At 71.7% G+C, this 20062-nt stretch carries 17 protein-coding genes; 11 read left to right on the top strand and 6 right to left on the bottom strand.

The annotated features are described in order from the left end of the window. Positions 1 to 34: 34 nt before the first annotated feature. The gene (locus tag J7E91_RS14350; RefSeq protein WP_214903298.1) at positions 35 to 1858 is read right to left on the bottom strand and encodes an ABC transporter ATP-binding protein; all 1824 of its coding nucleotides are present in this window, start codon (positions 1856 to 1858) and stop codon (positions 35 to 37) included. A gap of 56 nt (positions 1859 to 1914) precedes the next feature. Next, a complete protein-coding gene (locus tag J7E91_RS14345) occupies positions 1915 to 3612 on the bottom strand; it encodes an ABC transporter ATP-binding protein (RefSeq protein ID WP_214903296.1) in 1698 nt (565 codons plus the stop codon). A 232-nt stretch (positions 3613 to 3844) separates the two neighbouring features. On the opposite strand from J7E91_RS14345, the gene J7E91_RS14340 reads away from it, so the two are divergent. From J7E91_RS14340 to J7E91_RS14320, 5 genes are read left to right on the top strand one after another with little or no spacing between them, the layout of a single operon-like run. After that, positions 3845 to 4915: an iron ABC transporter permease gene (locus J7E91_RS14340; protein ID WP_214903294.1), complete on the top strand. Its 1071-nt coding sequence runs from the start codon at positions 3845 to 3847 to the stop codon at positions 4913 to 4915. Further along, positions 4912 to 6033 carry an iron chelate uptake ABC transporter family permease subunit gene (locus J7E91_RS14335; protein WP_214903292.1) on the top strand — a complete coding sequence of 374 codons (1122 nt, stop codon included), beginning with the start codon at positions 4912 to 4914 and terminating at the stop codon, positions 6031 to 6033. Before J7E91_RS14340 ends, J7E91_RS14335 begins: the two co-directional genes overlap by 4 nt. Next, positions 6030 to 6878: an ABC transporter ATP-binding protein gene (locus J7E91_RS14330; protein ID WP_214903290.1), complete on the top strand. Its 849-nt coding sequence runs from the start codon at positions 6030 to 6032 to the stop codon at positions 6876 to 6878. Before J7E91_RS14335 ends, J7E91_RS14330 begins: the two co-directional genes overlap by 4 nt. A 14-nt stretch (positions 6879 to 6892) precedes the next feature. Then, positions 6893 to 8470: an amidohydrolase gene (locus tag J7E91_RS14325; protein WP_214903288.1), complete on the top strand. Its 1578-nt coding sequence runs from the start codon at positions 6893 to 6895 to the stop codon at positions 8468 to 8470. After that, a complete protein-coding gene (locus J7E91_RS14320; protein ID WP_214903286.1) occupies positions 8467 to 8697 on the top strand; it encodes a hypothetical protein in 231 nt (76 codons plus the stop codon). Before J7E91_RS14325 ends, J7E91_RS14320 begins: the two co-directional genes overlap by 4 nt. A gap of 50 nt (positions 8698 to 8747) precedes the next feature. On the opposite strand, the gene J7E91_RS14315 is transcribed toward J7E91_RS14320, so the two are convergent. Beyond that, positions 8748 to 9152 (bottom strand): DUF5997 family protein, encoded by a 405-nt coding sequence (locus tag J7E91_RS14315; RefSeq protein ID WP_214903283.1) that lies wholly within the window; start codon positions 9150 to 9152, stop codon positions 8748 to 8750. Positions 9153 to 9209: 57 nt separating this feature from the next. Here J7E91_RS14315 and J7E91_RS14310 point away from each other — a divergent pair, with 57 nt between their 5' ends. After that, the gene (locus tag J7E91_RS14310) at positions 9210 to 10007 is read left to right on the top strand and encodes a LysR family substrate-binding domain-containing protein (protein ID WP_214903280.1); all 798 of its coding nucleotides are present in this window, start codon (positions 9210 to 9212) and stop codon (positions 10005 to 10007) included. 54 nt (positions 10008 to 10061) lie between these two features. Here the strand turns inward: J7E91_RS14310 and J7E91_RS14305 are convergent, their stop codons facing one another. Further along, positions 10062 to 10709, bottom strand: coding sequence for a DUF5701 family protein (locus tag J7E91_RS14305; protein ID WP_214903278.1), 648 nt, complete (start codon positions 10707 to 10709; stop codon positions 10062 to 10064). A gap of 36 nt (positions 10710 to 10745) precedes the next feature. Here J7E91_RS14305 and J7E91_RS14300 point away from each other — a divergent pair, with 36 nt between their 5' ends. The 4 genes from J7E91_RS14300 to J7E91_RS14285 all read left to right on the top strand — a co-directional run bounded on the left by J7E91_RS14300 (position 10746) and on the right by J7E91_RS14285 (position 14932). Beyond that, a complete protein-coding gene (locus tag J7E91_RS14300; RefSeq protein WP_214903275.1) occupies positions 10746 to 10976 on the top strand; it encodes a hypothetical protein in 231 nt (76 codons plus the stop codon). Positions 10977 to 11570: 594 nt separating this feature from the next. Next, positions 11571 to 11711, top strand: a complete 141-nt coding sequence (locus J7E91_RS14295) for a hypothetical protein (protein WP_214903272.1) — start codon at positions 11571 to 11573, stop codon at positions 11709 to 11711. A 189-nt stretch (positions 11712 to 11900) separates the two neighbouring features. Further along, positions 11901 to 13223, top strand: coding sequence for a jacalin-like lectin (locus tag J7E91_RS14290; protein WP_214903269.1), 1323 nt, complete (start codon positions 11901 to 11903; stop codon positions 13221 to 13223). 179 nt (positions 13224 to 13402) lie between these two features. After that, positions 13403 to 14932, top strand: coding sequence for an SDR family oxidoreductase (locus J7E91_RS14285; RefSeq protein WP_214903266.1), 1530 nt, complete (start codon positions 13403 to 13405; stop codon positions 14930 to 14932). Between the two features lie 40 nt (positions 14933 to 14972). Here the strand turns inward: J7E91_RS14285 and J7E91_RS14280 are convergent, their stop codons facing one another. Both J7E91_RS14280 and J7E91_RS14275 read right to left on the bottom strand, forming a co-directional pair. After that, positions 14973 to 16340 (bottom strand): carboxyl transferase domain-containing protein, encoded by a 1368-nt coding sequence (locus J7E91_RS14280; RefSeq protein ID WP_214903262.1) that lies wholly within the window; start codon positions 16338 to 16340, stop codon positions 14973 to 14975. Continuing rightward, entirely contained in the window at positions 16333 to 17772 is a 1440-nt protein-coding gene (locus tag J7E91_RS14275; protein WP_214903258.1) for an acyl-CoA synthetase, read from the bottom strand. The genes J7E91_RS14280 and J7E91_RS14275 overlap by 8 nt, the downstream gene beginning before the upstream one ends. A gap of 225 nt (positions 17773 to 17997) precedes the next feature. Here J7E91_RS14275 and J7E91_RS14270 point away from each other — a divergent pair, with 225 nt between their 5' ends. Beyond that, complete coding sequence (locus J7E91_RS14270; RefSeq protein WP_214903255.1) at positions 17998 to 20055, top strand: SpoIIE family protein phosphatase; 2058 nt, start codon at positions 17998 to 18000, stop codon at positions 20053 to 20055. The last annotated feature ends 7 nt before the right edge of the window (positions 20056 to 20062 follow it).

Raw genomic sequence — 20062 nt, 5'->3', positions numbered from 1 at the left:
CCCTGCCCAAGGGGCCTTCGCACGGGGCCGCCGGTCACGTCTCCAGCGTCTGTGCAGCCGCCCGCGCGGCGTCGTCCGCGTCCTGGGGCTGTCGGCGGGTGTCGGACCACGCGGCCCACAGGGCGGCGTAGCGCCCGCCGGCGGCCACCAGCTCCTCGTGTGTGCCGGTCTCGACGACGCGGCCCTGGTCGAGGACCACCACGCGGTCCGCGGTCGCGGCCTGGGGGAGCCGGTGGGCCACAATCAGCCCCGTCCGCCCTTCCAGTGCCTGAAGTGCGGCCGCCTCCAGGGTGCGAGCGCCCGCACTGCCGGCGTCCGCGGTGGCCTCGTCCAGGATCGCGACCGGCGGGTCGGCCAGGACGAGGCGGGCCAGCGCCAGCTGCTGGGCCTGGCTCACCGTGAGCCGGTGCCCGCCCTCGCCGACCACCGTGCCGGGCCCGTCCGGCAGCGCCTCCACCCAGGCCAGTGCGCCGACCCGGGCCAGCGCGGCCCGCAGCTCCTCGTCGGTCGCCTGCGGCCGCGCCAGGCGCAGGTCGTCGGCGAGCGGTCCGGCGAACACATGGACTTCCTGGCTGATCAGTGTCACCGCCCGCCGGATGCCGACGGGTCCGAGTTCCCGGGCGTCGACGCCCCCGAGGGTGATCACACCGTCCGACGGCCGGTGGACGCCGGCGATCAGCTTCGCCAGGGTGGTCTTGCCGGCTCCGCTCGCGCCGACCAGGGCCACCCGCTCCCCGCTGCGCACCTCCAGGTCCACCTCGCGCAGTACAGGATGCCCGGGCACGTACGCGTGGCTGAGCGAGGCGACCTTGACGGAACCGTCCACCGGCACACCAGGCCGGTCCGGCTCGCGCTCGGGGGGCAGGTTCGATACGCCGACCAGCCGGGCCAGGCTCGCGCCGGCGGACTGCGCGTCGTCGATGAGGAAGAGCGCGGCGTTGATGGGGTTGAACAGGCTGTGGAAGTAGAGCGCCGCCGCGGTCGCCGTGCCGATGCTCACCGAACCGTTGTCGACCAGGACGAACCCGGTGACCAGGACCGACGCCAGACCGACGAACTCGGCGAGGTTGAGCCGCGAGAAGAACCCCGAAACGAGCCGGATGCCGCGCAGCGCGATGTCGACGGATTCCTGTGACCGCCGCTCCAGAAGATCGGCGTGCCTGCCGTTCAGCCGGAACGCGCGCACGGTCCGCACCCCGCCGACGCTGTCGAGCAGCTGGTGCTGAAGCCCGCCGGTCGCCACTCGGTGCTCGGCGTACACGGGGGTGGCGCGGGGCATGTACCACCGTACGGTGAGGACGTGGATCGGCACGGCCAGCAGGACGGCTGGAAGGAAGCGCCAGTCCAGCACGGTGAGCCCCACCAGCGTCAGCGCGATGGTGACGAGGGCACCGCTGAAATCGGGCAGCGCCTGGCGTACCGCCTTCGCTATCAGGGTCACGTCATTGGTCACCCGCGAGGTCAGATCGCCCGAGCCGGCCTTTTCGACGCGTTCGAGCGGCAGGCGCAGCGCCCGCCCGATGAACTGCTCACGCAGACTCGCGAGTACGGTCTCGCCGAGCCGGGCGACCAGGGAACGGCCGGCGGCGGTCGCGACACCCCTGGCCACCGCCACGGTGACGAGGAGGACCATCGGCAGGGTCAGCGAGCCGGCGCCTCGCCGCTCGACGACCAGGTCGACGACGCGGCCGAGCAGCGGGGCGGTCAGCAGGCCGATGCCCGTTCCGACGACCAGCACGGTCACCGCGGACACCGCGAGGAGCCGGTGGCCGCGCAGCAACCCGCGGACGACGGCCAGGGTCTGGGCACCGGTGGCGATCGGCAGGAGCTCGCGGCCGGGCGTGCTGGTTTTGCTCATCGTCCGTCCTTCGTGGTTCACGTCATCGCCGTTCGCACCTCCGCCACTCGCTGACTTCATGTCAGTACCACCGAGCGGTACGCCGCGTCCTGGGCGACAAGCTCCGGATGGCGGCCGTCCGCGGTCACGGTGCCTCCGTCGAGCACCACCACGCGGTCGGTCACGGCGAGCAGAGCCGGGCTCGTGGTGACCAGCAGCGTGGTGCGGCCGCGGCGGAGCTCCCTCAGGCGGCCGGCGATCCGGGACTCGGTGACGGTGTCGACGGCGGTCGTCGGGTCGTGGACGACCAGCACCGGGTGGTCCGCGGCGAGCGCGCGGGCCAGCGCCACCCGTTGACGCTGCCCGCCGGACAGCGAGCGCCCGCGCTCGCTGAGCACGGTGTCCACCCCCTGGGGCAGGGCCCGTGCCACGTCGTCCGCCGCCGAGGCTGTCAGCGCCGGCCCGGCGTCCGCCGTACCGCTGTCCGTGCCTGCCAGTACGTTGTCGAGCAGGCTGCTCTCGAACAGGTCCGCGTCGTGGTGGGCGACCAGGATCACGCGGCGTACGTCGTCGGGGTCGAGTCCGGCCAGGGGTACGCCGTCGACTTCGATCGCTCCTTCGGCGGGGTCGGCTTCGCGGCCCAGGCACAGCAGCAGGTCGGCCGCGGCGGCGGGGTCCCTGGCGACGACGCCGACCATACTTCCGGGGGCGATGTCGAGGTCGACACCGCGCAGCGCGCCGTGCGTGACGCCGCGCAGCCGGAGCCGCCCGGTGACCGGGTCGGGCAGCGCGGCCGGTCCCGCGGTCACGGCGGGGGGCGATGCCAGCACCTTCGCGATCCGCTCGGCCGAGGCACGGCCCAGGGCGAATTCGCCGTTGACGTAGGTGAGGAGCTGGAACGGCCCGAGCAGGAACTGCGCGAGCCCGACCGCCGCCACCAGTTCGCCGATGCTGATCGTTCCGCGCATCGCCAGATGCGCGCCGACCAGTCCGATGACGGCGATGAAGATCCCGGTCAGGGCCAGGATCGCGCCGTCGTGCCAGGCCCGGCTCCGGGCGGCCCGCAGCGCCGCCGTCAGCGACTCCTGACTGGTCCGCCGGTACCGGGACACCGCCGCCGGTTCGGCGCCGATCCCCTTCAGTACACGCAGGCCCGCGACCAGGTCGGCGGCGACGCCGGAGGCGTGCGCGGCGCGCTCCTGTTCGGCGTCGCTGCGCCGTTCGAGCGGGCGGCTGATCCGGTGACCGAGCCACAACAGGGGCGGGATGCCGAGCAGTACGAGCAGGCCGAGAGGTACCGAGATCCGGAGCAGCGCCACCGCGCTGATGGCCAGTCCGGCCACCGCGGACACCCCGTACGGCAGCGCGGCCGCGACCGCGCCGACCCGTTTGGCGTCGCCGGTGGCGATGGCGGTCAGCTCGCCGGGGAGCCGGCCCGCGTCCGCTCCGCCGCCCGGGTCGAGCACCCTGGCGCCGATCGCGAGCCGCAGCCGGTGTGCGGCCCGTTCGCCCGCCCCGTCGGTGATCCTGGCGGCGGTGCGGTAGCAGGTGGACAGGACGAAGAAGAGCGCGGCGAGTACCAGCAGCAGGCGCAGCAGAGCACTTGAGGAACCGGTCGCCACCGCTTCGTCGATGATGACACCGATGACGACGGGAACCATCGCCTCGCATCCCTGGTGGGCCATGCCGAGGAGCGACGCCCCGACGACATGGCGACGCTGGCCCCTGATCGTCCTGCGGAGGACGTGGCCCCCCGTCGGTCCTCCAACGAGCATGCGTACCTCCGCGGAGACGGCCGGTTGGTTAGGTAAGGCTACTCTGATTACCGGCCCCGCCAAGCCTTGCCTCCGGCCGCTTGCGATGGCCGAACTCCCGCAACGCGTCAGGGCGTTGACCGCGCGCCTCGCCTTCGGTTAGCCTCACCTAAGTCGATGTTTCTGGGTGTACGTCAGGTGTACGTCACCTTTGCCGCGGAATACGCGATCTGCTGTCGGGGGGAAGCCGTTGTTGTCGGTCGAGCCCCAGACGGCATCCGAAAAAGGCGCCGACGGCCCAGCCGCGCCCGCGTCGCGCCGGGCCACCGCAGCGGCACTGCGCGGCCTGGGGCTCCTCGTGGCGCTGGGCGCGCTGATCCTGATCGCACTGGCCGGTGTCTGGGTGGGCACCAGGGACATCCCGTTCACCTCGACGTGGAGTGTCCTGTGGCAACCTGACGGATCACAAGCCGCGGTCATCATCCACGACTACCGCATCCCCCGGACCGTCCTCGGCCTCCTGGTGGGCATGGCACTGGGCATGTCGGGCGCTCTGATGCAGGCGCTGACCCGCAACCCGCTCGCCGATCCCGGCCTGCTCGGCGTGAGCCTGGGCGCTTCGACCGGTGTGGTCGTGGCCATCGCGTTCCTCGGTATGGGAACGGTCCTCGGGTACGTGTGGTTCGCCTTCGCCGGCGCGGCGATCGCATCGGTCGTGGTCTATCTCCTCGGCTCGTCCGGCCGGACGCTGGCGACCCCCGACCGGCTCGTCGTCGCGGGAGCAGCCGTGACGGCGGTGCTGTACGCCTTCAACTCGGCAGTGCTGCTCCTCGATCCGCGAGCGTTCGACCAGTTCCGGTTCTGGACCGTGGGCGCGCTGGCCGGCCGGAACCTCGAAGTCGTGTACGTCATCCTGCCTTTCGTCGGCGTGGGTGTGATGATCGCCCTCGGGCTGGCTCCGTCGCTGAACGCACTGGCCATGGGCGACCAGGTGGGGCGCGCGCTCGGTGTCGACGTCGGCCGGACCCGGGCCCTCGGCGCCGTCGCGGTGATGCTGCTGTGCGGCGCCGCCACCGCCGCCGCGGGGCCGATCGGGTTCGTCGGTCTCGCCGTGCCGCACGTGGCCCGCTTCATGGTGGGCTCCGACCAGCGGTGGGTGCTGGCGTACTCGATGCTGCTCGCGCCGATCCTGCTGATCGGCGCGGACGTCCTGGGGCGGGTGATCGGCGCTCCCGGCGAGGTCCAGGTCGGCATCATCACCGCCTTTCTCGGAGCACCGCTGTTCCTCGCGCTGTGCCGCCGTCGAAAGCTGGTCATGCTGTGAGCGCTGTACGGGAAGCCAGTTCCTCCGCCACCGACGCGACGCCGGCGACCGGCTCCGCGGACGCCCCGGTGCCCCGCGTGGTCAGCGGGATGGTCGTCCGTACCCGGGGCGGCCGGCTGTCCCTGCGGGTACAGGGCCGTGCGCTGGCCGTGACGGTGGCCCTGCTGGTCACGCTCATCGTGGTCATGGGGGTCAGCCTGACCACCGGCGACTTCGAGTTGTCGGTCACCGAGGTGCTCCGGGCACTGGCCGGCAACGGATCGGGTGGCGCCGACTTCATCGTCAACACCCTGCGCATGCCACGGCTGCTGACGGCCCTGTGCGTCGGGGCGGCGCTGGCGGTCAGCGGGGCGATCCTGCAGAGCCTGACCGGCAACCCGCTCGGCAGCCCGGACATCATCGGCTTCACCAACGGGTCGGCGACCGGAGCACTGGTGGTCATCGTCATGCTCCACGGAAGCATGACCCAGATCGCGCTCGGAGCGCTGATCGGCGGGCTCGCCACCGCCGCTCTGATCTATCTGCTGGTGTTCAGCGGCGGCATGCAGGGGTTCCGGCTCATCGTCATCGGCGTCGGCGTGAGCGCGCTGCTGCTCGCCGTCAACTCCTACCTGATCACGCGGGCAAGCTGGCAGGAGGCACTGGAGGCCCAGGCGTGGCTGATCGGCAGCCTGGGCAACCGGGGCTGGAGCCACGCGGCCGCGGTCGGCGTCGCGGTGGCGGTCCTGCTCCCGCTCGCCTTCTGCTTCGCCCGCAGACTGTCGATGGTGGAGATGGGCGACGACACGGCGATGGCGCTCGGCGTCGATGTGGCGCGCACCCGACTCGTCCTGCTCGTCATCAGCGTCGCGCTGGCCGCGTTCGCCACCGCGGTGACCGGGCCCATCTGGTTCATCGCACTGGCCGCTCCCCAGCTCGCCCGCAGGCTGTCCCATTCGCCCGGCCCCGGACTGGTCCCGGCCGCCTTCATGGGAGCCGTACTGCTGGCCGGGAGCGATCTCGCGGTGCAGCGGATCTTCTCACCCGCTCTCCTCCCGGTGGGTACCGCGACCGGCACCATCGGCGGGCTCTACCTCATCTGGCTGCTGGTCACCGAGTCCCGAAAGAGCCGCGCATGACAGGAACCGTTCCCCCGGCCGTCCGGCTGCGAGCCGAGGACCTGACCCTCTCCTACGACCAGCGGACCGTGGCCACCTCCCTCGGGGTCGTCATACCCGACCACTCGTTCACGGTGATCATCGGCCCGAACGCCTGCGGCAAGTCGACCCTGCTCAAGGCGTTGGCGCGGATGCTCCGGCCCAAGGCCGGACAGGTCTACCTCGACGGGGCCGCCATCACCTCCTACCGTTCACGCGAGGTCGCGCGCCGACTCGGCCTGTTGCCGCAGACGTCGACCGCGCCCGGTGGCATCACGGTGGGCGACCTGGTGGCCCGGGGCCGCTACCCGCACCAGCGGCTGCTGAAGCAGTGGGCCGCCGAGGACGAGGCCGCCGTTACCGAGGCGATGCGGCAGACCGGCGTACTCGACCTCGCCGACCGGCCCGTCGACGACCTCTCCGGCGGGCAGCGGCAGCGCGTATGGCTCTCCATGGTGCTGGCGCAGCAGACCTCTGTCCTCCTCCTGGACGAGCCGACCACCTACCTGGACATCGCCCACCAGGTCGAGGTGCTGGACCTGTGCGCCGATCTGCACGAGCGGAAGGGACACACCATCGTCGCGGTGCTGCACGACCTCAACCAGGCCTGCCGCTACGCCAGTCACCTGATCGTGATGAGGCCCGGCGGCACGATCGCGGCCGAAGGGCACCCGTCGACGGTCATGACGGCCGGACTGGTCGAGGACGTGTTCGGCCTGCCCTGCCGGATCATCGACGACCCGGAGACCGGCACTCCGCTGATGGTGCCCACCGCCCGCAAGCGCCCCGTCATGGCCGGCGACGCCGCCGTGGCGCAGACCCCTTAGGGACCGGACTGCCCATGCTCTGTACGAGGCTCACGAACGCCAACATCGTCACCATGGACCCGGACCACCCCGTCGCCCACGATCTGGGGATCTGGCAGGGCCGGATCGTGGGCCTCGACGACGCCGTGACCTCCCTGCGCGCGGACAGGGTGATCGACCTCCAGGGTGCCACCGTGCTGCCCGGGTTCATCGACAGCCATGTCCACCTGGCCTGGGCCGGTCTGAAGGCGAGCACTCCCAGCGTCGCGCCGTGCGCGCGGGTCGAGGACGTACTGGCGGCCGTGGAAGACGCCGTCGCCCGCAAGTGCTCACCCGGCGCCTGGGTGGACATCGCCGGGTACGACCAGCGGGCCCTGGGGCGCCATCTGACCGCCGCCGAACTGGACAAGGTCAGCCACGGGCGCAAGGTGTTCATGATGCACGACTCCGGACACGGCTGCGTGGTCAACAGCGCTGTGCTGGATCTGCTTCCCGCCCATGTCCCGCACGAGAACGGCTTTCTCGCCGAGAGTGCCATGGGCGCCGCACGGGCGCTCCGTCTGCCGCACTCCCAGGAGGAACTCGCGGACGCGATCGCGTACGCGGCCCGGACCTGTCTGGCACAAGGAGTGACGGCCTGCGCCGAAGCGGGCATCGGGGGCAAGCTGTTCGGCCACAGTCCGGTCGAGCTGGCGGCTTACCAGCTCACCCGGGAGCAGGGCCGACTGCCCGTGCGGGTGCAGCTCATGGTGGCCGCCGACGCGCTGCGCCCGGTCGCCGCGCACGAATCCGACGGCATCGCCCGCGCCCTCGGCCTCGGCCTGCGCACCGGGTTCGGCGACGACTGGCTCTCCGTGGGCGCGCTCAAGATCTACACCGATGGCGGCATGATGGCCCGTACGGCCGCACTGAGCAGCCCGTACCACGGACTGCCGCACGCGGGGCAGTTGCAGGACGATCCGGAATTCCTCGCGGACACCATCGTCGACGGCCATCTCGCCGGCTGGCAGCTCGCCGTCCACGCCATCGGCGACCGCGCCGCCGACCTCGCGCTGGACGCCCTGGAGCGGGCCCAGCGCATCCGGCCGCGCCCGGGCGCCCGGCACCGCATCGAACACGCGGGCCTGGTCCGGCCCGACCAGCTCCCTCGCTTCGCACGACTCGGCGCGATCGCCGTGGTCCAGCCGAACTTCTTGCGCTACTTCGGCGACGACTACGCGTCGGTCATGGGCGAGGACAGGGCCCCCTGGCTGTACCGCGGCAAGGGGTTCCTGGACCACGGCATCACCCTGGTGGGCAGTTCGGACCGTCCCGTCACGGACGGAGCCCCGCTGCGCGCCATCCAGTTCATGGTCGAGCGTGCCTCCGAGTCGGGCCGGGTGATCGGGCCGGACGAGGGCATCACGGTCGACGACGCCCTGCGCTCGTACACCGTCGGTGGCGCCTTCGCCTGTCACTGGGACGACAGAGCGGGCAGCCTCACGCCGGGGAAACGCGCCGATCTGGTCGTGCTGGGGGACGACCCGCGGCGCGTCGACGCCTCGCGCATCGGCGACATAGAAGTGGTCACGACATTCGTCGACGGCCGGGAGACCGAGGGGACGGCACTGTGACCACGCGGGCGGACGCCATCGAGCGCTACGCACACCTGTGGCAGGGGACCTCGCATCCGTACCGGTGGGTCATCTGGTCCGGCCCGGAGGAGACCATGATCTTCGACACGAAGATCAACTGCCCCGAGTGCATCGACGACGAAGCGATCCTGCGGGAGGTCCTGCGCAGAATGCGCGAGGCGGGCGTACCGGAGAGCGACGACTACCCCGGCCGCCCTTGCGCGTAGAAACGGGCCGGTCGTCCCGCGGCAGGGCCGCCCCGGCCCCGGCGTGGACGTCAGCGGCGCGGCTGGCCGGGCCGGCCGGCTCGCTCCGCGTTCTTCTCCTTGATGCGTACCGCTTCCTTCCGGACCTCGGCCAGGGTGGCGCGTTCCTGCTGCAGCCACTCGGGACACTCCGCCTTCAGCGCGTCGATCTGCTCTGTGGTGAGGGGTTCCGTTACTCCGCCACGGGCGAGACCGGCGATGGAGACGCCCAGCTTCGCCGCGACCACCGGCCGGGGATGCGGGCCGTTGCGTCGCAGTTCCAGCAGCCACTCGGGCGGCTCGGTCTGCAGGGCGTTCAACTCGGAGCGCGAGACGACACCCTCCTGGAACTCGGCGGGGGTGGCCTCAAGGTACACACCCAGTTTCTTCGCCGCGGTCGCGGGCTTCATGGTCTGGGTGTTCTGGTGCGACGTCATGGTGTCAAGAGTATCGAGCGTGCGTACTGCCTCCGACCATGACGGTAACCTGGCGGAGTGACAAGCTCGGATGTTTCCCCTTCGTTCCGGCTCGCCTATGTACCGGGAGTGATGCCCACGAAGTGGGTGCGGATCTGGAACGAGAGGCTGCCCGAGGTCCCACTGACCCTCATCGGGGTGTCCGCCGCCGAGGCATTCGACGTATTGCGGCGTGGTGACGCCGACGCGGGTTTCGTGCGGTTGCCGGTCGACCGGGCGGACCTCCACGCGATCCCTCTCTACACCGAGACGACCGTGGTGGTGGTCCCGAAGGACCACCTCGTGGCGGCGGCCGACGAGGTGTCCACAGAGGATCTCGCTGACGACATCGTGCTGCATCCCCTCGACGACACCCTCGTCTGGGAACGTCTGCCGGGACGGCCCGCGAAGGAGCGCCCCGCCACGACGGCGGACGCCATGGAACTGGTGGCGGCAGGGGTGGGACTGCTCGTCGTCCCTCAGTCACTCGCCCGCCTGCACCACCGCAAGGACCTCACATACCGGCCGGTCCCGGACGCCCCGCAGGCAAGCGTCGCGTTGTCGTGGCCGCAGGACGAAACCACCGACCTGGTGGAGCAATTCATCGGGATCGTCCGCGGGCGGACCGTGAACAGCTCACGGGGGCGCTCCCTGAAGCCGGAAGAGCCGAAGCGCAAGAGCCCCGATACCGGCGGCGCACGGCGCAAGCCGGCAGGGGGCAAGTCGGCAGTGGGCAAGTCGGGCGGCAAGAGTCACCGGAGTGGAGCCGGCGGCTCTAAAGCCGGCGGCTCAAAGGGCGGCGGCCCAAAGCGCGGCAAGCCTCGCCGCCGGCCGTAGCTCTCCCGCCGAGCGCACCCGGCGACCCTGTCGGCCGGGCACGGGTCCAAGTCCTCAGTGACCGCGGTCGCCGGCCGAGGCCAGGCCGAGCCAGGTGTGCGGGTTGCCCTCCCAGCACCACCCCAGCTTCGGGGCGCCTTTGCTGATCCACAGGGCCGGGACCCGGCGGTCCCCGAGGCGGGACCCGCCGAGGGAGAAGCATTTGTTCTCGGCCAGCGCCTGGGGGTGCTGGGTGATGAACGCCACTCCCTCCTCGATCGTGAGCGGGGTGCGGTCGCGCCCCGCGACCGCAGCCAGGGCGTCCAGAGGGACGACGCCGCAGAATCCCTCGCCCCTGTCGACGTCGAAGGCGACGTACACGTCCTCTTCGGGGACCTCCAGCTCCTTGAGCGCGACGAACCGTTCCAGCTCGCCCGGGGCGTAGAAGCGCTCGATGACTCCGGGGCTGCTCTTGCCGACGAGCGTGGTCAGCGGAACGGACTCCTCCAGGGGTACGAGCGCCCTGCTGACCACCAGCAGGAAGGGCACTCGGCCCTCCGTCGGCGGCTGCATCGTTGCCGCCCGGGCGAGAACGGGCCCGCGCAGCGGTGAGACGAGGCTGCGGAACGCGGTGTCGGTCATGCCGGCGAGGCCCGGGTATCCCAGATCGACCAGCGTCTGGACCTGGCGGTCGAACTCGGTACCGGCATCGAAATCGGCCATCTGGAGCCCTTCGGGGTACGGCGGGGGTGGCGGCGGGTGGCGAAAAGTTGCGACAATCGCCAGGACGAGTTCGTCGCGCGCCTTTCCCGCACTGTCGCAGGCCGGGCCGAGGGGGAGTCGGCGCTCGCGGCGCTGCGGCGCGAGTTCCTCGACGGGGTGGAGCGGCGCGACCCGGTCATGGGGTTCTCCGGAGAGGTGTTCGCCCGGGTGATCGCGGACAGTCCCACGCTGCTCGCCCGCCTGCTGAACGGATCGCCGAAACGGTGACCGTCGCGGCCCATCGCGTCTTCGGCTTGTTGGAGGGCTCGCTCGCCGACTACGCCGTGAAATGAGCGCGGCGGTCGCCACCGCGCGGCATCACGTCAGCGCAACGGCGAGCATCGCTGAAAGAACTGTGCAAACGGCGACGGCGACTATCACCATCCGCGCCGGCACCGCCAGCCGACCGGCCGCGGACTTCGGCGACGTCTGCGGGGCGGTGCGGTGGGCGGGCGGTCCGGTCGCGGCGGTGACGTGGGTGTTTTGCCCCCCGGCCCTGCCCATTCGCAGACACCGCGGGCAGCCGTTTCTCGCGTGCGGTGGCGAGTTCAGCCAGTACGCGCCGAGCGGCGAGGTCTGGGGCGCCGGCATCGGTTCGCTACTGAAAATCTCCATGCCCGGTCCAACGTCCGGCGCCGGCCACCGGAAGCGCCCAGTGGTCGATCCGCAACCGCCCCGTCATCGGGCCGTTAGTGATCGTCGTGCCCTCTGAGGGCAGCGAAGGCGCAGAGTGTGACCTGAGTCATTGGTGCATTGCGCGACATATGCCCACCATGAGGGACGATCCTGCCGGACATGCGTCCGCGACGAAGAGTGGTCCCCATGAGCAAGCAGCATGTACACGTCCGCATCAATCAAGGAATGTCGGTCTCCGACGAGGGCGAGCTGATCGAGCAGTTCGGCTGCCGGTGCGGGGCTGCCTGGACCAAGACGTACCAGGTCGAGGACCCGGAGAAGGACTGAGCCTGTCGCCCATGGGCCCGGGACGCCGGCCCCGTGTGTCCGGCGCCGCCTGTGCGGCCGCGTGAAGCCGAGACTCGACGCGCTCCCACCATCCACAGTTTCCCAAGGTGCCTTCTGGGAAAGGGAGTTGCTGCACCATCCTGCGCGCCGTCGATCTTCCTCCGCTTCGCGTCTGGAGACTCCCGCCCCATGAGAAGACTCATTGGCACCCTCGTGGCAGGCGCCCTCGCCCTCGCCGGGCTCGCCACCACGGGCACGGCGCCCGCGTCTGCCGCCGACACGTCAGGCACCTTCAACGTCCTCACGTACAACGTCGCGGGCCTTCCGCAGGGGCTGAGCTCCGGCAATCCGGAGACCAACACCCCGCTGATCTCCCCGCGTCTCGCGGCGTACGACATCGTCAACGTCCAGGAGGACTTCAACTACCACGCGGCGCTGTACGCGGGCGACAAACACCCGTACCGCACCGCGACGAGTGGCGGCGCCGGCATCGGTGACGGCCTCAACACCCTCTCCGACTACGCCTTCGAGGACTTCGAGCGGGTCGACTGGCGCGACTGTACGGGCACCGACTGCCTGACCCCGAAAGGCTTCGCCCTGGCCCGGGTCCGGCTGGCCGAGGGCGTGTTCGTGGACCTCTACAACGTCCACACGAACGCGGACGTGACGGACGCGGCGCTGGCCGCCCGCCGCGCCAACATCGAACAGCTCTCCGACTTCATCCAGGCGAACTCGGCCGGCAACGCGGTGATCGTCATGGGCGACACCAACACCCGCTACACGCGCTCCGGGGACAACATCCGCACACTGGCGACCGAGAACGGCCTGACCGACGCCTGGGTCCAGCTCGCCCGCGGCGGCAGCGCCCCGGCACAGGGAAGCGAACCGATCGTCTGCCCCAAGACGGCCCCGACGAACGAGTGCGAGGTGGTGGACAAGGTCCTCTACCGCGGCAGCGACCTGGTCAACCTCTCAGCCACCCGCTACAACAACGAGTGGGCGTCCTTCCTCGACTCCAAGGGCGGCAACCTCTCCGACCACTTCCCGCACGCCGTCGACTTCTCCTGGACGCTGCACCCGGCGCTCCGGGCCGGCGACTTCTTCGGTGGCCCGCACGGCACGGCGTTCAACGACGCGGACGACCTCCCGTCGCCCGTCTCACCCCGCACGCTGACGCTCCGCGGTGCCTCACGCCTCGACGCGGTCGCACTCACACACGACGACGGTACGTCGCTGACTCACGGCGGCACGGGCGGCGCCGCCGCGTCCCTGACCCTCGCCCCGGACGAACACCTCACCTCGGTGACACTCACGCGCGGGCAGAAGGACGGCCGTACCCGCCTCTTCTCGGCCGCCTTCAGGACGGACAAGTCCCGCACCGTGAAAGCCGGTCCGGCCACCACGGACACCATGACCCACACAGCCCCCGCCGGCTGGCAGATCGTCGGCTTCACGGGCCGCTCGGGAGGCGAGATCGACAAGCTGGGGGTGTTGTACGCACCGATCGGCTGAGGCTGTTCCGCTCACCGCTCAGGCCTCGCTCCGGCCACCAGTCACCCGATCGGCCCACAGGGCGGTGTCCGCCGCGCCCGCGCGCACCACCGCGGGGCGAAGATGTGCAGTGGGGGAGCGGCGGGGAACGGCGGCGACCGGACGCCGCGAACGAACGCCGGTCGAGACGGAGGCGCCCCATGACGCACGTGGACGGAACACCGCGGCTTCGCTGCCTGGTCACCGGCGCCACCGGCTACATCGGTGGCCGGCTCGTCCCCGAACTGCTCGACGCCGGGTACCAGGTGCGCTGCCTGGCCCGTTCCCCGGGCAGACTGCGCGACCACCCCTGGGCGGGCCGTGTCGAAGTGGTGCGCGGCGATGTCACCGACGAGGATTCAGTACGCGAGGCGATGCGAGGCGTTGATGTCGCGTACTACCTGGTCCACGCCCTCGGTACCGGCGCCGGTTTCGAGCGGACCGACCGCCGGGCCGCCGAGATCTTCGGCGAGCAGGCCCGAGCGGCAGGCGTGCGGCGCATCGTCTACCTGGGCGGGCTGACGCCGCGCGACGTGCCGGAACACGAGCTGTCGCCGCATCTGCGCTCGCGCGGCGAAGTGGGCGCGGTCCTGTTGCGGTCGGGGGTGGCGACGACCGTACTGCGCGCGGCGGTCATCATCGGTTCCGGCTCCGCCTCCTTCGAGATGCTCCGCTACCTCACAGAGCGCCTTCCGGTCATGGTCACACCCAGCTGGGTGCGTACACGTATCCAGCCGATCGCCGTGCGGGACGTCCTGCGTTACCTGGTCGGCAGCGCGGGCATGCCCGGCGACGTGAACCGCGCGTTCGACATCGGCGGCGAGGACGTCGTCACGTACCTGGACATGATGCGCAGGTACGCGGCGGTGGCGGGACTGCCCAGGCGCCTCATCCTGCCCGTGCCGGTCCTGACCCCGAGGCTGTCCAGCTACTGGGTCGGCCTGGTCACACCGGTGCCCCACCAGATCGCCCGTCCGCTCGCCGAGTCCCTGCGTCACGAAGTCGTCTGCGACGAACACGACATCGCCTCGTACGTCCCCGATCCGCCCGGCTGCCCGATCGGCGTCGACACGGCGCTCACCCTGGCGCTCCAGCGGGTCCAGGAGGCCCGTGTCACCACCCGCTGGTCGTCGGCATCGGTACCCGGCGCCCCCAGCGACCCCCTGCCCACGGACCCCGACTGGGCCGGCGGCAGCCTCTACACCGACCGGCGGGAGCTGACCGTCGACGCCACGCCGCAGGCCCTGTGGCGGGTGATCGAGAGTGTGGGCGGCGAGAACGGCTGGTACTCCTTCCCCCTGGCGTGGGCGGTGCGCGGCTGGGCCGACCGGCTGGTCGGCGGTGTCGGGCTCAGGCGCGGCCGGCGCGACGCCCACCGGCTGCGTGTAGGGGACTCGCTCGACTTCTGGAGGGTCGAGGAGATCGAGCGGGGCCGGCTGCTCCGGTTGCGGGCGGAGATGCGGTTGCCGGGCCTTGCCTGGCTGGAGATGTACGCCGACCAGGACGAGGCCGGCCGCACCCGCTACCGGCAGCGGGCCTTGTTCCATCCCCATGGTCTGCTCGGGCACGCGTACTGGTGGGGCGTCTCGCCGTTCCACGCCGTCGTCTTCGGCGGCATGGCCCGCAACATCGCCCTGGCCGCGGCGGGGCAGCCGGCCGAAAGGGCCGCAGCCCGCGACACCGCTCTGTGACGCGGGGGAAGACGTAGCGGACCGGCCGCCCTCTGGGCGGTCAGCTCACCACCCCGCGGGCGATGCCCAGATCCACCAGGTCCCAGGGGCCCAGGCGCAGTTGGCCGGCGGTTTCCGGGATCCGGTCCGGGGCGCGTTTGAGGATGGCTGCCGCCGCCTCCGGGGCGATCACGGAGAAGTAGCTGTCGTGCGTGGCCCAGAGGTTGCCGGGTGCGGCCAGGGCGAGCGCGCCGCCGGATCCGCCCTCGCCGATGAGGAGTGTGGTGGCCGGTACGCGCACGGTGGCCATCGCGCCGAAGAGGTCCGCGATGGCGGCGCCCGCCCCCGCTCGTTCGGCTTCGGCGTCGTTGGCCGCGCCCGGTGTGTCGATGAGGGTGAGCACGGGGACGCCCAGCCGGCCGGCGAGGCGGACGAGGCGGGCGGCCGTGCGGTAGCCCGCGGGGAGCGTGGCGGTGCCGCACTGGGCGGCGTACGCGATGGAGCGGCCGCGGCGCAGCCCGAAACCGCAGCGCATGCCCGGGTCCGTGCCCCCGCAGCGGTCGCCGCTGATCTCCTGGACGCGGTCGAAGTACGCCGTGAGGTACGCGTCGGCGCGCGGGCGCTCGGGGGAGCGGGCCCGCAGCACCGTCTCCCAGCCGGTCGGGGTGTGCGAGTGGTTCGCGTACGGGGCGAGCGAGCCGGGGGGCTCGGGCGGCCCGTCCCAGGGCGCCGCGGTCAGGTGGCGCAGCCACTGGGCGAGTGAATCCCGTACGTCCTCGCGACGTACGACCGCGTCGATCTGCCCCGCTGCCAACTGCCCCTCGGCGGTGTACGCCCCCGGATGGGCACCCGGCGGCCGTACCCTCGACCCGGCGAAGCCGACCTGTGCACCGGGCAGGGCCAGGATCACGTCCGCGCCCGCACCGAGCGTCGCCCACCCGCCGCCCGTCGTGGGGTCGCGCAGGACGGCCAGCTGCGGCACTCCCGAGCCGCGCAGCAGGGCGGACTGGCGGGCCACCCGCTGCAGTTGGGCCAGCGCGCGCATGCCCTCCTGCATGCGGCTGCCGCCGGTGGCGATGAGCGAGACGAGCGGGCGACGCCGCTCGCGGGCCACGGTGTACGCCGCCTCCAGGCGGTCCCCGGTGCGCTCCCCGAGGGAGCCCCCGAGGAACCCGAACTCGAAGGAGACGACGACCACGTCCGTGCCGCCGATCGAACCCGTCCCGCAGACGACGGACTCCCGTTCGCCGGTGTGCTCCTCGGCGCGGGCCAGCGACTGCCCGTAGCCCGGCCAGCCGATCGGACCGTCGGATTCACCGGACGCGTCCGTTCTGTGAGGTACCTCTGGCGCTGCGTCGGGCAGTTCGGTGAAGCGTCCCCCGTCCACCACCGCGGCGATCGCTTCTCGGGCCGTCCAGATGTCAGCCATGCAGCGCCCGCTTCACGATCTTGCCCATGTCGTTGCGCGGCAGCGCGCCGAGCAGCCGCACCTCGCGGGGCCGCTTGTGCGGTGACAGCTGACCTGCCACGTGCCGGGCCAACTCGTCTGCCGTGGGCGGGCGTTCCGCGTCCGCCGGCACGATCCAGGCGACGATCCGCTCGCCCAGGTCGGCGTCCGGCTCCCCGGTGACCGCCGCCTCCCGCACTCCGGGATGATCGAGGAGCGCGTTCTCGATCTCGCCCGCGCCGATCTTGTAGCCGCCGCTCTTGATGAGGTCGGTGGCCTTGCGGCCGACGATGCGTACATAACCGTCAGGATCGCGCGTCGCCACGTCGCCGGTGCGGAACCAGTCGCCGTCGAACGCCGCGGCGGTCGCGTCCGGCCGGTTCAGGTACTCGGTGAACAGGTTCGTCCCACGCACCTGGATCTCACCGACGGTCTCGCTGTCGTACGCCGTGATCTCCTCGCCGGACTCCTCGACCAGCCGCAGTTCCACGCCGCCGAGCGGCACGCCGACCGTGCCCGGCCTGGGCTCGCCGTCGGCGCGGACACTCGTGTTCATCAGGGTTTCCGTCATGCCGTACCGCTCGATGACGCGTCGTCCGGTCGCGGCGGCGATGCGCTCATGGTCGTGCACAGGCAGCGCGGCGGACCCGGAGACCAGCAGACGCGCACCGGACAGGGCCTTGGCGAGCGCCGGGTCGTCGGGGAGTGCTTCGGCGATGCGGTGGTACATGGTCGGGACGCCGAAGAGCATCGTGCCGTGGGCGGCCAGTTCGCGGGCCACGGCGTCCGTTGCGAAGCGGCCCAGATGGTGGACGGCGCCGCCGCGTCGCAGCGGGCCCAGGACGCCCAGGATCAGTCCGTGTACGTGGAAGAGAGGCAGTGCGTGGACGAGTACGTCGTCCGCGGTCCACTGCCAGGCGTCGGCCAGCGCGTCCAGGGAGGACGTGATCGCCCGGCGAGGCAGGACAGCGCCCTTCGGCGGCCCGGTGGTGCCGGAGGTGTAGACGATCAGGGCGGGGGACTCGGCGGGCGGCTCCGGCGGGAGTGCCACGGACCCCGTCGCCCGTACGTCGACGTCGACGCGCTCCAGCGCGGCCGGCACCGGCGGAAGTGCGTCACCCGGTGCGGCCAGTACCAGTGACGGCGCGCTGTCGGAGACGATGTGCTCCAGCTCGCGCTCGCCGGTCTTCGGGTTCAGGGGTACGGCCGGTACGCCGGCGAGCAGCGCGGCGACCACGCCGACAGCGGTCTCCAGGGTGGGCGTGGCCCAGACCGCGACGCGGCCGGCCCCGCGGAGCCGGCCGGCCAGCGCGCCGGCGGCGGTGGCCAGTTCGGCATGGGTCAGCGAGCGGTCGCCGAAGCACAGTGCCTGACGGTTCGAGCCCGCGGCCAGGGCCGGAAAGAGAGGGGACACGCGTCGTACTCCTTGTCGTCGGGACTTGCCTTCACCAGGCCCCGCGGACCTGCCGCGCGCCGGGCGGTGACTTGGGCCGGAGTCAGGAAGAGCGTAGCGGCGTCCGGCGGAGCATCGGTGGGGCCGGGCGGCCCGGTCGCTCCGGAGCGGGAGAAGGCCCCGGATCGATGCCTCGGATAAGGTGTTTCAGTAGGAAATGCGCCCTCCCGGGGTTAGGTCGATGCATTGGACACATACCAGTCGGCGGGCGAGGTGCCGGGGCAGCCTCCGGGCGTGGTCGGGTACGCGGGCGTGCTCCGCGAACTGCTTCCGATCGCGCTGTGGCGCGAGGACGCGGACGGTCGCATCGTGGAGTGGTCGCTCGCCGCCCGCGACCTGCTCGGTCATCAGCCCGAGGACGTCCTCGGCCGCCCCGCCTCACCCGTACTGGTCCCCGACGCCAACCGGGAACTGGCGGACGAGCTGACGCGGCGGGTCCAGGCGGGCGAGACCGTGGTCGGGACCCTGCCCGTACGGCATCGCGACGGTCACCACGTGACGATGGAGATGTGGATCGTCCCCGCCGCCGACCCGCAGGGCCGGCCCGGCACGCTCCTGATCGCCGTCGAGACCTCAGAGGTCCTGCGCATGCGGGACTCGCTGGCGGCCCTGGAGAGCCTCTTCACCCAGTCACCCATCGGCCTGGCCACCCTCGGCCCCGACCTGCGGTTCCTGCGGGTCAACGACGCCCTGGCCCGGATGAACGGTGTCTCCGCGGCCGAGCACCTGGGCAAGCGGCTGACCGAGGTGGTGCCCGGTGTCAACGCCGCGGCCCTGGAGTCGATGATGCGGCACGTCCTGGACCGCGGTACGCCCGTCGTCGACGCCCGCCGGACCGGCCGGACCCCGGCCGACCCCGACCGTGAGCGGACCTGGTCCTGCTCCTACGCCCCGCTGCTCGACAACGCCGGCCGCAGACTGGGACTGATCGCCTCCCTGATCGACATCACCGAAGGCCAGCAGGCGCAGATCGAGGCCGAACGGGCCCGGCACCGTTTCGCCCTGCTGGCCGAGGCCGGCACCCGGATCGGCACCACCCTGGACCTGTGGCAGACCGCCGAGGAGGTGGTGCAGGTGCTCGTGCCGCAGCTCGCCGACTCGGCCGACGTACAGCTGCTGGAAGAGGTCCTGGAACCGGACGAGGCCGCCGCGTCCACCCGCGGCGTGGTCCGCCGGATGGCGGCCGCGTTCCCCGATCCGTCGGCCCCCACGGAGAAGCTGGTGCCGGGCACGACCTCGCAGATTCCGCTCGACTCGCTGTACGAGCGGGTCATCGCCGACGGACACCCCATCAACCTGTACCAGTCCGACGTCCCGGCGCTGATCAGGGACCCCCGCGCCGACCGGCTGCGTGCGTACCTCACGACCCTCGGCTCCGCGCGGCTGATCCCCCTGGTCGCCCGCGGCAAGGTGCTCGGCGCGGTCGTGGTGACGCGGCTGCGCACCCGCGAGCCGTTCGACGAGCAGGACTGTGTACTCATCGACGAGCTGGTCGCGCGCGCCGCGCTGAACATCGACAACGCGCGCATGTACACCAGCCAGCGGCAAGCGGCCCTCACCCTGCGGCGCAGCCTGACCAACAGTGCGCTGCCCGACGTCACCGGCCTCGAACTCACCGGGCGCTACCTCCCCGCCAGCGACCACGACGTCGGCGGCGACTGGTTCGACGTCATCACACTGCCGGAGGGAAGAACCGGACTCGTCATCGGCGACGTGATGGGTCACGGGATCCATGCGGCGGCCGTCATGGGACAGTTGCGCACAGCGGTACGCACGCTCGCCCGCCACGACGTCCCCCCTGCGGAGATGCTCCGCTCCCTCGACGCCGTCGTGACCGACCTGGGGGAGGACGAAATGGCGACCTGCGTCTACGCCGTCCACGACCCGGCAACCGCCCAGTGCGTGATCGCCAGGGCCGGTCACCCCCCGCCGGCCGTGGCCGCGGCCGGCGGAGACGTCACGTTCCTCGACGGTTCGCCGGGGGTGCCCCTGGGGACGGGAGGGCGGGACTTCCGTACGCAACGGGTGCCGCTGCCTCCGGGCAGTCTGCTGGTCCTGTACACCGACGGCCTCATCGAGGCCCGTGACAGGGACCTCGACGAGGGCATGGACAAGCTCGCGCGGGCGCTGATCCACCGTGAACAGCCGCTGGGAGATCTCTGCGACAGCATCCTCGAACAGGTGCTGGCACGCCCCGCGCAGGACGACGTGGCGGTACTCCTGGCCCGCCCCCCGCTGAGGTGAACCGCTG

It is taken from the genome of Streptomyces sp. ISL-99, from assembly GCF_018614005.1.
GTDB lineage: Bacteria > Actinomycetota > Actinomycetes > Streptomycetales > Streptomycetaceae > Streptomyces > Streptomyces flavidovirens.
This window is presented reverse-complemented; position numbering and strand designations above follow the sequence as displayed.

Excerpts from the sequence above, each read along its gene's own strand:
- J7E91_RS14350 (WP_214903298.1), bottom strand. The coding sequence starts at position 1,858 with ATGAGCAAAACCAGCACGCCCGGCCGCGAGCTCCTGCCGATCGCCACC.
- J7E91_RS14345 (WP_214903296.1), bottom strand. The coding sequence starts at position 3,612 with ATGCTCGTTGGAGGACCGACGGGGGGCCACGTCCTCCGCAGGACGATC.
- J7E91_RS14330 (WP_214903290.1), top strand. The coding sequence starts at position 6,030 with ATGACAGGAACCGTTCCCCCGGCCGTCCGGCTGCGAGCCGAGGACCTG.
- J7E91_RS14325 (WP_214903288.1), top strand. The coding sequence starts at position 6,893 with ATGCTCTGTACGAGGCTCACGAACGCCAACATCGTCACCATGGACCCG.
- J7E91_RS14315 (WP_214903283.1), bottom strand. The coding sequence starts at position 9,152 with ATGACGTCGCACCAGAACACCCAGACCATGAAGCCCGCGACCGCGGCG.
- J7E91_RS14305 (WP_214903278.1), bottom strand. The coding sequence starts at position 10,709 with ATGGCCGATTTCGATGCCGGTACCGAGTTCGACCGCCAGGTCCAGACG.
- J7E91_RS14295 (WP_214903272.1), top strand. The coding sequence starts at position 11,571 with ATGAGCAAGCAGCATGTACACGTCCGCATCAATCAAGGAATGTCGGTC.
- J7E91_RS14290 (WP_214903269.1), top strand. The coding sequence starts at position 11,901 with ATGAGAAGACTCATTGGCACCCTCGTGGCAGGCGCCCTCGCCCTCGCC.
- J7E91_RS14285 (WP_214903266.1), top strand. The coding sequence starts at position 13,403 with ATGACGCACGTGGACGGAACACCGCGGCTTCGCTGCCTGGTCACCGGC.
- J7E91_RS14280 (WP_214903262.1), bottom strand. The coding sequence starts at position 16,340 with ATGGCTGACATCTGGACGGCCCGAGAAGCGATCGCCGCGGTGGTGGAC.